This window comes from Nesterenkonia natronophila (assembly GCF_003595215.1).
Classification (GTDB): Bacteria; Actinomycetota; Actinomycetes; order Actinomycetales; family Micrococcaceae; genus Nesterenkonia; species Nesterenkonia natronophila.
In genome coordinates, this window is sequence record NZ_QYZP01000001.1 from 258,775 (window position 1) to 272,404 (window position 13,630).

Below are 13,630 nucleotides of genomic sequence, written 5' to 3' on the forward strand. Positions count from 1 at the left end.
GAGACACCGTTGAGCTACGACGTCATCACCACTGGTCGCATCAGCGTGGACATCTATCCCAACGATATCGGCGTCGGCCTCGCCGAGGTGCGGACTTTCGGCAAGTACCTGGGCGGCTCACCGTCGAACGTAGCAGTAGCTGCCGCGCGTCACGGGCGGCGCACTGCAGTGATCACGCGTACCGGTGACGATCCGTTCGGAGACTTCCTCCGGAGTGAGCTGGACCGCTATGGGGTGGACCCTCGGTGGGCCACACCCGTGCCACGTCTGCAGACCCCAGTGACGTTCTGCGCAATCCAACCCCCGGAAAACTTTCCCCTCTATTTCTACGGTCGCAGCCCCAGCGCCCCTGACTGGGAGATCGACGCTGAAGAGGTCGATTACGATGCCGTGCGAAACGCTTCTGTGTTCTGGTCCACCGTCACAGGCATGGTGCGGCAGGCGTCTCGCGAGGCGCAGGTAGCCATGCACCAGGCCCGTCCTCGTGACGACCTGCGTGAGGGACAGTACACAATGCTGGATCTTGACTACCGCCCCATGTTCTGGGATTCAAAGGAGCAGGCTCGAGAACAGGTGCAGCGAATTCTTCCCTATGTGACCGTGGCTGTGGGCAATTCAGACGAGTGTGCTGTCGCAGTGGGAGAGGGCACCGCGGATGAACAAGCGGACCGACTGTTGGAGGCCGGGGTGCACCTTGCAGTGGTCAAGCTCGGTTCTGCTGGAGTGATGGCAGCAACCTCTTCCGAGAGGATCATCTCCGAACCGATCCCGGTGGAGACTGTCAATGGTCTTGGCGCAGGCGACTCCTTCGGCGGTGCGCTCTGCCATGGTCTTCTGGCCGGATGGCCACTGAAGAATGTGCTCGATTTTGCCAATGCTGCCGGCGCTCACGTGGCTGCGCAGATCGCGTGCTCAGAAGCCATGCCCACCTCTGCTGAGCTGATCGCCATGCTGCAGGACCGTGGCCGAGAGTCTGTCCCCACTGAAGGCACATTCGCTGAGCCTGCCCCGGGAGCAGGGGAGGCACGATGACCATCGACAGTCTCAGCGTCGGCGAACCGGGTGATGCGCATCCGGAGCGTTACCAGGCCCTGACCCGTATCCGGCTTGAGGACCCCGACGCTGTGATCCGCGCTGCCCAGAACAGGCGCCCCCACCCTGGTCCGGTGTACGGTCGGCAGAATTTCATCATTGCGGCGGACCATCCAGCACGCGGCGCGCTGGCGGTGAAAGGCGCCCCCCATGCCATGGCTGACCGCCGATCCCTGCTTGACCGGCTCCGAGTCGCCCTAGCCAACCCGAAAGTCGACGGAGTCCTCGCCACACCCGATGTGCTCGACGATCTCCTCCTACTCGGCGCTCTCGACGGCAAGCTCGTCTTCGGCTCCATGAACCGGGGCGGTCTTCCCGGTTTGGTCAATGAGATTGACGACCGATTCACCGGTCACACGGCCGCCGCCCTGTCTGAGATCGGTGCTGACGGCGGGAAGATGCTGACCCGCATCGCATTCGACTCGGAACACACCACGTCCGCTCTGGAAGCCGCGGCCAGAGCGATAGATTCCTTGCATGAGCGGAACCTGATCGCCATGGTGGAGCCATTCATCTCCACGACTCAGGGTGAACGGGTCAGCAACCTGCTCACTACAGATGCAGTGGTTCAGTCAGTTGCCATCTCCCAGGGTCTCGGAGCGCGCTCAGCTCGAACGTGGATGAAGCTCCCAGTCGTCGCAGACATGGAGCGGGTCATGGCAGGAACTACTCTTCCTACAGTACTGCTGGGGGGAGAGCCGAGCGGGAAGACAGACGATGTCCTGGAGTCCTGGCGCAATGCACTCGCGCTGCCGGGGGTCCAGGGACTCACGGTGGGCCGCACCCTGCTCTACCCGGATGACGACGACGTCGCCGCTGCGGTGGAGACCGCCGCCTCACTACTCGCCGACAATTCTCAGGAGAGCTCATGAGCACCCGTACCCTCAGCGTCGCTCAGGCGACTATCGAATTTCTGGCCAATCAGTGGACCGTCGATGTGATCGACGGGGAGCGCACCGAGCTTCGCACTATTCCAGGTATGCACGGCATTTTCGGACACGGCAACCTCGCCGGGGTCGGCCAGGCTCTGAAACAGGCTCAGGTCAAAGCGCCAGGGCTGATGCCGTACCATCAGGGCCGCAACGAGCAGGGGTTGGTTCATCAGGCAGTAGGTTATGCGCGGCATACCCGACGCCGTCAGACTTACGGAGTCACCGCCTCTATCGGCCCGGGCTCAACGAACATGGCGACCGGAGCAGCGTTGGCGACGACCAACAGGTTGCCCGCCCTGCTTTTCGCCTCAGACGAATTCGCGACCCGAGCTCCGGACCCCGTACTGCAGCAGCTCGAGCTGCCACATGCCCATGACATCACCTGCGCGGACATCTTCCGACCCATCAGCCGCTACTTTGACCGTGTTCAGCGCCCCGAGCAGCTGTTCTCCGCTCTGCTCAACGGCATGCGAGTTCTCATGGACCCCGCCGAGACGGGCGCGGTGACGATATCTCTGCCTCAGGACGTGCAAGCTGAACGCCTCGAAGTGCCGGAGGCGTTCCTTGCTCGGCGTGAGTGGCGCATTCGCCGCCCAGACCCTGAAGACACAGACATTTCCGCTGCCCTGGAAGTCATTCGTGGTGCGAAGCAGCCCCTCATCGTTGCCGGCGGGGGAGTCCACTACGCTTTCGCGACCGAGAAGCTTCGGGCGCTCGCAGAAGCTACCGGTATTCCGGTCGCCTACACGCAGGCCGGTGTGGGCACATTGGACTGGGACCACGAGTTGTGCCTCGGCGCAATCGGGTCCACCGGCTCCACTGCTTCCAACAACTACGCGAAGGACGCCGACGTCGTCATCGGTCTCGGCACTCGCTACGAGGACTTCACAACTGCCTCTATGACGGTCTTTCGGAACTCCCGGGTGCGATTCGTCAACGTCAATATCACCGGTATGGACGCCTATAAGCTCGGGGCCTCGGTGCAGATCGTGGCCGATGCCGGTAAGACAATACCGAAGCTGGAAGAGGCCCTCACGCTGGTGGGCTTCCAGGTGTCCCCGGAGGCAGCTGAGCTGGTGCGCACTGAGCGTGCTCGCTGGACCGCCACGGTCGACGAGTCCTTCAGCATACGAAACCAACCGCTGCCTGCCCAGACCGAAATCATCGGTGCCGTCAATAAGTCCATGGATGCTCGGGATGTCGTAATCTGTGCGGCCGGCTCGCTCCCTGGGGACCTCCATAAGCTGTGGCGAGTCAAAGACTCCCATGGATATCACGTGGAGTATGCGTTTTCCTGCATGGGTTATGAGATTGCCGGAGGGCTCGGGGTTAAGCGTGCGACTCTCCACGAGGCTGTTGCAGCAGGTCTTGAGCCGAACAAGGGGCGCGATGTCGTAGTCATGGTCGGCGACGGCTCCTATCTCATGATGCACACCGAACTGGTGACAGCAGTGGCCGAACGGATCAAGCTCATCGTGGTTCTGCTGCAGAACCACGGTTTTGCATCCATCGGATCGCTTTCGGAGTCACTAGGCTCACAGCGCTTCGGCACGAAGTATCGATACCTGGAGGAAAGCGCACACAACTTTGAAGATGGTGAGCACCTTCCGGTGGACATCGCCGCCAACGCCGAGTCTTTAGGGGTGAAGGTGCTCCGGGTGGATCCCGGGCCGGACGCCATCGACAGACTAGGAGCAGCTGTTGCTGACGCGAAGGCACTCCCCGAAGGGTCCGGCCCGGTCATGATTCACATAAATTCGGATATGTACTTGAGTTCTCCAGACTCCGAATCTTGGTGGGATGTTCCGGTCGCCGAAGTCTCGGAACTGGAATCTACTAAAACTGCCTTCACCACCTACGCAGCTCATAAAGCCCGGCAGCGATTCCTGCTGGGGCAGGAGGGACGCCAGTGATGACCACCACCATGCTTTTGTGCCGACTGAGATGAGGATTGCTGTGACCAAGGACGAACTCAGAGTAGGTGTGGTGGGTGCCGGAAGAATGGGCGCCGATCATGTTGAGCGACTCGCGCATCACATCCTGCGTGCACGAGTCAGCGCTGTGGTGGATATCGACCTATCACGGGCCGCCGGCGTGGCGCGGAAAGTCCCCGGAGCCGAGAGCTTTGCGAGTCTCGAGGAGATGCTGGCCGCAGACACGGTGGACGCGGTGGTCCTGGCCACCCCGGGGTTCCTGCATGAGGAAGCGTTGCTCACTCTTGTTGAAGCGGGGGTGCCCGTTCTTTGTGAGAAACCGCTGACGCCTGATCCTGACTCATCACTGCGCGTGATGAAGGCTGAGGCAGCTTCCGGAAGCCAGCTTATCCAAGTGGGCTTCATGCGGCGGTTCGACGCCGGATATCGCCAGCTGAAGAGGATCATCGACTCTGGCGAGTATGGGAAGCTGCTGATGCTTCACCTTCAGCATCGAAATCCCTCGACACCACCAGGGTTCACCAATGAGATGATCATCAATGATTCCGTGGTCCACGAGTTCGACGCGGTCCGCTTCTTCACGGACTCTGAGATTACCTCCGTTCACGTGCGCATCGGCCGCGTGTCATCGCTCGCAGCGGCCGGTATTCAGGACCCTCAACATGTCACTGTCCAGACTTCTTCCGGGCTGTTGGCCGATGTCGAGATCTTCTGCTCCGCACAGTTCGGCTATCAGGTGTACGCGCAAGCGACGTTCGAACGTGGCCTCGTCAAGATCGGAGACGGGGCAGAACTGGAAATCACATCGGAGGGGCGCAAGGGCACAGCGGTGGATCCCGGATTCGTCACTCGGTTTCGTCATGCCTATGACATCGAAGTTCAGGATTGGATCGACGCGGTGCATCAGGGCGGAATCGCCGGCCCATCCGCTTGGGACGGTTATGCCACTGCGGCCTGCTGCGCCGCAGGCGTCGCGAGCCAGCGGGGCGAGGGCATCGTGGACGTGAAACTCGTCCCTCGACCCAGTTTCTATTCGTGAGTGCCAGGAGGTGTCTCTGCATACGTCAGGTGTGACCGTGGGAGTGCTTGGTGTCGGGCGCATCGTTCAGCTGCTGAAAGGCAGTCGAGGGTCGATGTCCTGATCGTCCCATGTCTGCCGAATCCACCCGTGATGCGGATCATCGCTGATCAACCATTGCCGCACTGGGCCTGGACCGGCCATCACGTTGAGGTAGTACATGTCATGCCCGGGCGGGGTCATGGCAGGGCCATGCCAGCCATAGGGGACGAGGACCACGTCGCCGCTGCGGACTTCGGCGGTGACATCGATCGGGCGGTCATCGGAGGCGTAGACCCGCTGGTACCCCATTACGTCGGGTCCGCCGTCCTGCGCCGAGGGTACCGGCGCCCCGGCCTCAGCCTGCATCTCGAAGTAATAGATCTCCTCCAGGGCGGTTTCCCCGTCCTTCTCCTCGTCGTGCTTATGCGGGGGGTAGGAAGACCAGTTTCCCGCCGGGGTAAGCACCTCGCAGACGATAAAGCGGTCGGCCTCCAGGGCGGCTGGGGTGCCGAAATTGTGCACTTGGCGGGAAGCCACCCCGGCTCCACGAAGTTCTACCGGAACATCGTCTTTGCTGACGTGACGCACCGGGTAACTCGCCTCAGCGGGGGCGGAGGCAACGGCGACCCGGCCACCTTCAATGGAGGAGATGCGCACGGCGGTGCGGACACCCGTGTACAGAACGTCACTGGGTCCGTGGAAGACTGACCTGCGACCAGCCAGGGTGAAGGTGTCTTCCTCCACCACGGCGTCGAAGGAGCCCGACAGCGGAATGATGATCCGCTCTTCCTGCTGCGGATCAAGCTGAATCGTAGCCCCGGCAGTGAGATCTGCGACCCGCAGGCCCGTGTGCGTCCAGCCTGGCGCACGCACAGTGGAGTCCGGGGTGCCGACGTTGACCGCCCACCCCGCGGAGCCTGTGCTGCCGTAGCGGTGCACCCATGGATCTTCGGTCGGGTCATTTCTCATTGCTGGAGCGTCAGCGGACATGGGAGAACCTGCCTTTCGCGGGAGTCGGATCAGTTCATGAGTGTGATGTCGAAGGCGTAGCGGTCGGCCCGGTAGACATGGCGACCGCACTCGATGGGTGCGCCGCTGCTGTCGAGAGCGGTCCGCTCCATCACCACCAGGGCTGAGCCTGTTTCCGCCTTTAGCTGGGAGGCCTGTTCCTCGTCAGCGACGTCGGCCCCCACGCGCTGGTGCGCCATGCGGAAGTCCACTCCGGCGCGTCGCAGTAGGTTGTACAGCCCGTCAGCTTCGAGGTCTTTTCGAGTCAGCTGGGCTAGTGTCACCGGCAGCCAGTTCTCCATCAGTGCCAGGGGGCGGCCATCTACCAGACGCAGCCGTCTGAGGTGGTAGACCTCCGAGCCTTCGCTCAGTCCAAGCTTTTCGCGGATTGGTTCTGGGGCGGTGACGGTCTCGATGGTGAGTACACGCGTCTGTGGTGCCGAGCCCTCGTCCTGAAGGTCGTTATAGAGGCTCGACAGCCGGAGGTTGCGCCGCACAGGGGGGCCGATGACCTGTGTCCCCACGCCGCGCCGGCGGACCACGAGCCCATCACGGACAAGTCGGTCCATAGCCTGGCGCATAGTGGGCCGAGATAGGTTGTACCGCTTGGCCAAGGAGATCTCGTTTTCCAGCTTGGTTTCTGGAGGCAGCACGCCCTCACGGATGGCCTTGTCGAACGCTGAGGCCACTTGGTGGTACAGGGGGATGGGGGACGATCGATCAATAGAGATGTCGAGGTCAGTCACGGTGCTCTCCTTCGCCATATATGACAGTTTGTCATGACATTTAGAAGAAGCAAAGGCACGGTGGCCAGTGGCCCCTCGGGCTTGCTCAGCCCGAGGTTGTCGAGGCTCGGCGCCGGCTGGGCTGCGGCACGGAGCCCACCAAGCCGACCAGTGTGAGACCTGCAGCGACCAGGAACGTGGTCGGAAGTCCGATCGAACCTGCCAGTACTCCTAGTGCCGCGGGGCCGGCGATGGACCCGGCCGCCAGCAGCAGCAGCGCGGCGCTGAACCCGGCCGTAGGCCGTTCGGGGAAGGTCCGCGAGCTCCACACCGCCAACAATGCGGACATCATCATGAAGCTCGGACCGTACAGTGCGGCAGACAAGCACACTAGGAACCAATTGCCAGGGGCTGCGCCGAGTACAGCGATGGCGGCGGCGAGTAAGATCAGCGCAATGATCAGTACGGCACCAAGTCCGAAGCGCTTCACTAGGTCACCAGTAGCCACACCTACAAGTCCCAAGACCCCGACGATGGTCCACAAGATCGGACCGACATAATCTGGCAACCCACTCTCCTGGGCCAGATCCGCGGCGTATGTCCAGTAGAAAGCGCTGGCAACACCAAAGACAAACGCCACAAAATACAGGGGGTAGGCGCCTTCAGTGAGCGTCCAGCGCCACCTGCTGAGGCTGAGGAGGGTGGTGTGGCTCGCCGGTGCACTTTGCGGATCACTTGTGGGGGAGGCAGGGTTCTGCGACCGGCCCGGCAGCAGTCGGGCATTCCATAGGGTGCTGGCCAGAGCGAAGATGGCGAAGGCTATCCACGCTGCCCTCCAGAATGGACCAGCTATGAGCGCAATCGGACCGGCCAGAATCAGTCCGACAGCGGTACCGGTACTCACGATCGACAGTGTCCGCCCCCGCGCATCAGCTGAGATGAGTTGGTCTACGGCGTCGGAGAACGGTGCCCAGGCCCAACCCGGGCTCGTGCTGGCCAGGATTGCCCCGGCTGCCATCACAGCCCCGTTGGGAGCCGCAGCGATCATGATCATTCCCCCGGCGGCGCATAGTCCGCCTAGCAAGATTGGTACGCGGGGGCGCAGTCTTGTTGACAGGTACGCTGCCAGCAGCAGACCCGCCAGGTATGACGCGTATGTGGCACCAGATATGAGCCCCAGTGTCTCGGTGGAGAGGTCAAACTCGTCGCGGAATTCGGGGACGAACAAGCCGTACCCGTAGCGTGCGAAACCGAAGGCCACAGCGATCATGGACATGCCCGCCAGGCCAATCGTTAATTCTCGTGTCTTCATGAACCTCTCTCATCTGAGCAGTGGACTTCTTCAGTCACTGCAACCCAATACTTCGCCGTGGAAGTTACCAGCCTATATATTATGCTAGTAACGATTACTAGTAAAATGGTGATGATGGTAACTTCAGTGGAAACGCCTAGTTGTAAGTAAGGTCGAGCCAATGAACCCTGACGATCTCAAGCCTGCACCTCCGCCGCTGAGACTTGTGCAGCAGTTCCTGAACACGCGAAGCTTGATGCGGAACTTCGACCTTCTTGATACACAGGGGAATTTCTGTAGGTGGTACGAAGGCGTCACGGGCTCATTGCCAAGCTGGGCCCCGGACCAGGAGTCTTTGGAGCACCTCATATCACTGCGTGAGGCATTGCGAGCTGGACTACTCATACGCTCCTCAGCATCTCTCCAAGAAGCATCCTCGGTGGGTGAGCAGATCACACAGCTCGTGGCCCCTGATGCCTTGAAGATCAGCTTCTCGGCCTCCGCCGAGCCTCGGCTCGCACCCCGATGGGAGGGCGCCAGGGGCTTCGAGGGGATGCTCTTGCAAGCAGCAGTTGATGCCCACTACAGAGGAACGTGGCATCGATTGAAGGTATGCGCCAGCGAGGGGTGTCGGTGGGCCTTCTACGACGCCTCGAAGAACCGCTCTGCGGCTTGGTGTGACATGGCCATCTGTGGCGCGCGCGCAAAAATGCGAACATACCGGAAGCGCCGACACGCCACTGTGGATGAGTGAGCGGTGGTCGCTCGGCTTGGGACGAGTTGTCTCTGTGGTTGGATGACCCTATGTCTCAGATCACACAGCTGGAACACCTCAGGATGAGCTACACCGATACGGGCGGCAGTGGGCCGCTGTTACTGCTGCTTCACGGGTGGCCCCAGACCTCGCAATGCTGGGATGCAGTGATTCCCGCCCTGGCCCAGGAGTATCGAGTTGTGGCGCCGGATCTGCGCGGCTACGGGCTCACGGACAAGCCGCGGGGCGGGTATGACAAGAAGACGATGGCCCGGGACATTCGGCAACTCGTCCAGCATTTGGGATACAGCAAATTCCGGCTTGTCGGTCACGATCGAGGAGCCAGGGTGGGTCATCGATTCGCGCTGGATCATCCTGAGATGCTGACACATCTGACGTTGCTGGACATCGCTCCGACCCTCTACATGTTCCGTGAGGGAACGACTGCCATGGCGCAAGGTTACTGGCATTGGTTCTTTCACATGCAGGATGATCTGCCAGAATTGCTTGTCGCCCCTCGCATTGACGAGTACTTGCGATTCTTCTTCGAGCGGTGGACTTATCAGCGCACGGCTCTCGAGGCTGCGATACCGGACTATGTGAGGGCCTTCTCTCGCCCTGGTGCGCTGCGCGCCGGCTTCGACGACTACCGGGCTTTCGATATCGACGTCGTGCATGACGGCGAAGATTTTGATGCACGGAACACTCTGCCGCTGCCGGTGCAGGTGTTGTGGGGTGATCACGGGCTGGTTGCTGGGCGTGATCTCGTGGAAATCTGGACACCCTTCGCGCCCGAGGCTTTCGGCGAGCCCATCGCTGAGTGCGGCCACTTCATTCCAGAGGAGCAGCCGGAAGCGCTTGTCGACAAGCTGCTGACTTATCTCCGGAGCTGAAACCACCCGACGGATGGCCTTGGACGTCAGCGCAGGGAACTAACCACCCGTGCTGGGTGGTTGCTGCTCTGCGGGGGGTCGAGCCGGCGCCTGAGCGGCCAGATACGGATCGTACTGCGGCTTCTGGTAGGCCAGCTCGCCCCCCTGGCGGCCTCCGTAAGGACGCCCATGATCAGCGTACTCCTCCCGGAAGTACACTAAACGCCAGCCCCCAATCTCAATGCGAGACCCGGATCTCAGGACGACTTGCTCACCACGAGCGGGATTTCGGCTGCCGCCACCTGGACCCACGCGTTTCAGAACATACTCGTCCATAGCATCGTGGCTGATGATCGCGTGGATGGGGTCCAAACCGGCCAGCGTGAGATCGGCACTGTCATCGCTGCCGATAGTGGTCTGGTCGGGGAGGAGATTGAACTCCGTCCGCTGCGACGATCCTCCCGAGGCGTCCGCTTTGGTCACGATCAGCCGGGGACGTCCGGCCCCAGGTGTTGAGTGAGTGGTGGTGGCCCGGCGTCGTCGTATTCTTCGGTTGAATGTCGGTACAGGGGGCCAAGGTGTCAGGGGAATATTGCCCAGCGCGGGGAGCGGGGGCTCTTCACCCCTTCTGGGGCGTGCGTTGAAGGTATTTCTCAGTGAGCCCAGGCGTATGTGCTGCGATCGGGTGAACCAACGGTGCAGCCTTGGTCCTTTCACAGCCCCCAGAGTGACAATAGGGCCGTCGGGCCCGATGATTGACAGGGACAGGCCTCGGGCCGCCAATCCGTCTGCGAGCTGAACCGCATTTCGTCGATCACCCGGGGTCATTCGAGAGATTAAAGACGAATCGTCGGTGCGGACCTCAATGTCCTTTCCAGCGGCTTTGACCGACCCATTGATGGTGTGACCCTTAACGTTCTTCGCATCGATGGGCGTGTACGAAAAGTTGAGGTCAATATCCAGCCGCATGAGGAGTCAGCTCCTGCTCACCGTGGCTCAGCGCGACACTTCGTCGTCGCTGGTTGTCACGCGGAGGGTCCCGTCGAACTTCCACACAGCGCGCGGGGCGTCGGGGCCGATGTCGCGTGGAACCTCAACCGTCATGTCCTGCAGCGTGTAGTTGACTGCGGCACCCCGGCCTGTGAGATAAGACCACATTTCCTGACCAAGATCGGCCCAATCGCCTATCTGGTGTGTTTCGGAACCCTGCTGGTCAGAAGTCTGCGGTGACTTGCTCTCCGTCATGATCCTATCTCCGTTTCACATCGCGAATCAGCGTGATATTGGACTTCCAGTCTACAGAGAAGCTCCCATTTGTGGGATACCCCTCATGCGACTATTTGATCCTGCGGCCATGTGAGAAGCCAGGCGGTCGCGGCAGCGTTCAGCCGCGGACGGTGAAGTAACAAAAAGCTGTTACCCCTGCGCGCGGCGCCCACCATTGCGACCAGTCCTGTGTTGTGCTGTCAGACATATGCAGGAAGTTCTTCCCGGATATCGAAAGGCTGCTCCGTGGAGTTATCTCAAACGCGCAGGTACCTGAGCGATCTTGACATCAGAGCAGGCTCTACGGCCACCCTGATTGCGAACCGGGCTATTCGCCGGGGCATCGCTGTCTACTCCGATGATCGCCAGAGGCTGACTCTGCAGCGTGGAAAGCGACGTGTGTGGTTTGACGGTGCCCAGTCAAACATAAACAAGGTGTTGGCCCAGCGCTGCACTCGCTTCAAGGATGTGACCGCGAGGCTTCTTCGCGACCATGGTGTCAATGTTCCTGAGAACGTGGTGTTTGGGGCGGATCAGATACGTCCGGCCTGGGAGTGGGCCGCGCGTGCTTTGCCTGTGGTGGTGAAGCCGCCCAACGGAGGTAAGGGTGCCTTGGTTCACGTTGGGGTCTCCGAATTTTCTGCCTTCGAGAATGCCTTCAGCGCAGTCGCCGAGTCTGCTGGTGAAGTGCTCGTCGAACGTTTCGTTGAGGGAGAGGAGCATCGTGTTCTTCTCATTTACGGCAAAGTCGCAGCGGCTCAGCGTCGCGTGCCGGCCCACGTGGTGGGGAACGGCAGGTCGACGATTCAGAAGCTGATAGAGAAAAAGAATCGTTTGCGCAGGAAATCGAAGAACCGCATATATATCGAGGCGCAAATACCTGTGGATGCTGTGGTCGTCAGCCAGTTGGATGCGCAAGGCATGCGTCTGGATTCGGTCCCCTCGCGCGGTCAGCGGGTCTGGTTGCGCTCGAACTCGAACGTGAGCAGCGGCGGGGAAGCCCACGATGCCACGGACGAGCTGCGTGCGGACGAGATAGCAATGGCAGAAGAGGTCGCCCGGGCTATCCCGGGTCTGCGCGTAGCTGGTCTTGACATGCTCCTGCCCCGGGACGGCAACGGAGACGAACCCTATGTGCTGGAAGTCAACAGCAGCCCGTTGATCATCGGTCATCACTATCCCTGGGCGGGGCCCAGCAGAGATGTTGCCGCACTGCTGGTGGAAGCCATGTTCCCCGCGGCGAAGAACGCGGCTTCCACCCGCAGTGACTAAATTCCCTGCTCGACTGGCGAATCAGTAGATTCACTCGTATTCATGAGTCCCCTCAGGCGTCCGCCAAGGCCTCGAGAATCACCGTCAGGCCCTCAGTGAGCAGCTCGTCACTGATGGTCAGGGGAGGAAGCAGTCGAATGACATTCCCGTAGGATCCGCAAGTCAGGGTGATGACGCCGGCACTTCGAGCGGCCGTCGCCACAGCAGAGGTCAGAGCAGCATCGGCAGACTTGGTCTCGGGGTCTACCAGTTCGAACGCCAACATCGCACCTCGACCGCGAATGTCACCGATGCGGGGGTCCGACTCCTGCGCTGCTTCGAGTCGGGTGCGAACCAGTTTCTCTATCCCGAGTGCCGCCTGATTCAGACTGCGCTCTTCTATGGTCTCCATAGATCCCAATGCTGCCGCGCAGGCGACAGGGTTGCCACCGTATGTACCGCCGAGGCCTCCGGGGTGGGCGGCGTCCATGATTTCTGCGCGTCCGGTCACCGCTGACAGAGGCATGCCTCCTGCGATTCCCTTCGCAGTAGTGATGATGTCTGGTTCCACCTCCTCATACTCAGAGGCAAACCAACGGCCGGTACGGGCGAATCCGGTCTGGACTTCATCGGCGATGAAAACGACGCCGTTCTCTCGGCACCACTGCACGATCTCCTTCAAGAACCCGGGCGCCGGGACAATGAACCCGCCCTCCCCCTGAATCGGCTCCATGATCACCGCGGCCAAATTGTCAGCCCCAATGTGGAGCTCTAACTGTTCGATAGCGCGCGCAGCTGCTTGGTGACCATCGAGCTGATCACGGAACGGGTAGGATCCCGGCACGCGGTATACCTCCGGCGCGAATGGCCCGAAGGAATGCTTGTAGGGCATTGATTTCGCAGTCAGCGACATGGTGAGCGAGGTGCGGCCGTGGTAGGCGTGATCGAAGGCAGCAACTGCCTGTTTCCCGGTGAAGGACCGGGCGATCTTGACAGCGTTCTCGACAGCCTCGGCGCCCGAGTTGAAAAGCGCTGAGCGCACCGGGCCTGCCACGGGGGTGATCTCCGCGAGTTTCTCTGCCACTGCCACATAGCCTTCATAGGGGGTCACCATGAAGCAGGTGTGGGTGAACTCAGATACTTGCTGCTGAACAGCCTCCACCACCTTGGGAGCACTCGCCCCCACACTGGTGACCGCGATGCCTGCCGCGAGATCGATCAGTCGGTTGCCGTCCACATCCTCTACGATTCCGTCCTGGGCTCTGACGGCGAAGGTCGGCATCAGGGTCGAGACGCCATGAGCTACTGCGGCCTGCTGCCGCTCCATCAATTGGCGGGCCTTCGGTCCGGGAAGTTCGGTCACGAGGTGGCGGATCTGTTCCATGCGGTGGCACTCCTAAGTGCAGAGGTGAGCAGTGAGTATAGAGGGGGAAGCCGATGACCTT

At 61.2% G+C, this 13,630-nt stretch carries 13 protein-coding genes; 7 read left to right on the forward strand and 6 right to left on the reverse strand.

Features of this window, described 5'->3' with window-relative positions; translation table 11 throughout:
• The first annotated feature begins 9 nt into the window (after window positions 1-9).
• The 4 genes from iolC to D3250_RS01265 are packed head-to-tail and all read left to right on the forward strand — an operon-like array spanning window position 10 to window position 4,997.
• Window positions 10-1,032, forward strand: coding sequence for a 5-dehydro-2-deoxygluconokinase (gene iolC / locus D3250_RS01250; protein ID WP_119901549.1), 1,023 nt, complete (start codon window positions 10-12; stop codon window positions 1,030-1,032).
• A complete protein-coding gene (locus D3250_RS01255; RefSeq protein ID WP_119901550.1) occupies window positions 1,029-1,964 on the forward strand; it encodes a Cgl0159 family (beta/alpha)8-fold protein in 936 nt (311 codons plus the stop codon). The genes iolC and D3250_RS01255 overlap by 4 nt, the downstream gene beginning before the upstream one ends.
• Window positions 1,961-3,937 (forward strand): 3D-(3,5/4)-trihydroxycyclohexane-1,2-dione acylhydrolase (decyclizing), encoded by a 1,977-nt coding sequence (gene iolD / locus D3250_RS01260; RefSeq protein WP_119901551.1) that lies wholly within the window; start codon window positions 1,961-1,963, stop codon window positions 3,935-3,937. Before D3250_RS01255 ends, iolD begins: the two co-directional genes overlap by 4 nt.
• 31 nt (window positions 3,938-3,968) lie before the next feature.
• Complete coding sequence (locus D3250_RS01265) at window positions 3,969-4,997, forward strand: Gfo/Idh/MocA family protein (RefSeq protein ID WP_119902225.1); 1,029 nt, start codon at window positions 3,969-3,971, stop codon at window positions 4,995-4,997.
• A gap of 66 nt (window positions 4,998-5,063) precedes the next feature.
• Here D3250_RS01265 and iolB read toward each other — a convergent pair whose 3' ends face one another.
• The 3 genes from iolB to D3250_RS01280 all read right to left on the reverse strand — a co-directional run bounded on the left by iolB (window position 5,064) and on the right by D3250_RS01280 (window position 8,063).
• Window positions 5,064-5,987 carry a 5-deoxy-glucuronate isomerase gene (gene iolB, locus D3250_RS01270; protein WP_119902226.1) on the reverse strand — a complete coding sequence of 308 codons (924 nt, stop codon included), beginning with the start codon at window positions 5,985-5,987 and terminating at the stop codon, window positions 5,064-5,066.
• Between the two features lie 50 nt (window positions 5,988-6,037).
• Window positions 6,038-6,790, reverse strand: coding sequence for a GntR family transcriptional regulator (locus D3250_RS01275; RefSeq protein WP_119901552.1), 753 nt, complete (start codon window positions 6,788-6,790; stop codon window positions 6,038-6,040).
• Window positions 6,791-6,857: 67 nt separating this feature from the next.
• Window positions 6,858-8,063, reverse strand: a complete 1,206-nt coding sequence (locus D3250_RS01280; protein WP_119901553.1) for an MFS transporter — start codon at window positions 8,061-8,063, stop codon at window positions 6,858-6,860.
• Window positions 8,064-8,223: 160 nt separating this feature from the next.
• Between D3250_RS01280 and D3250_RS01285 the strand changes: the two genes are divergently transcribed.
• Both D3250_RS01285 and D3250_RS01290 read left to right on the forward strand, forming a co-directional pair.
• Entirely contained in the window at window positions 8,224-8,796 is a 573-nt protein-coding gene (locus D3250_RS01285; protein WP_119901554.1) for a CGNR zinc finger domain-containing protein, read from the forward strand.
• Window positions 8,797-8,846: 50 nt separating this feature from the next.
• On the forward strand, window positions 8,847-9,689 hold the full coding sequence (locus tag D3250_RS01290) for an alpha/beta fold hydrolase (protein ID WP_119902227.1): 843 nt from the start codon (window positions 8,847-8,849) through the stop codon (window positions 9,687-9,689).
• A gap of 39 nt (window positions 9,690-9,728) precedes the next feature.
• Here the strand turns inward: D3250_RS01290 and D3250_RS11835 are convergent, their stop codons facing one another.
• On the reverse strand, window positions 9,729-10,637 hold the full coding sequence (locus D3250_RS11835; RefSeq protein WP_192892539.1) for an FHA domain-containing protein: 909 nt from the start codon (window positions 10,635-10,637) through the stop codon (window positions 9,729-9,731).
• A gap of 27 nt (window positions 10,638-10,664) precedes the next feature.
• Complete coding sequence (locus D3250_RS01300) at window positions 10,665-10,913, reverse strand: hypothetical protein (protein ID WP_119901555.1); 249 nt, start codon at window positions 10,911-10,913, stop codon at window positions 10,665-10,667.
• Window positions 10,914-11,180: 267 nt separating this feature from the next.
• Between D3250_RS01300 and D3250_RS01305 the strand changes: the two genes are divergently transcribed.
• Window positions 11,181-12,206, forward strand: a complete 1,026-nt coding sequence (locus D3250_RS01305; RefSeq protein WP_158583032.1) for an ATP-grasp domain-containing protein — start codon at window positions 11,181-11,183, stop codon at window positions 12,204-12,206.
• 52 nt (window positions 12,207-12,258) lie between these two features.
• On the opposite strand, the gene gabT is transcribed toward D3250_RS01305, so the two are convergent.
• Window positions 12,259-13,569 (reverse strand): 4-aminobutyrate--2-oxoglutarate transaminase, encoded by a 1,311-nt coding sequence (gene gabT, locus D3250_RS01310; RefSeq protein WP_119901557.1) that lies wholly within the window; start codon window positions 13,567-13,569, stop codon window positions 12,259-12,261.
• Window positions 13,570-13,630: the final 61 nt, after the last annotated feature.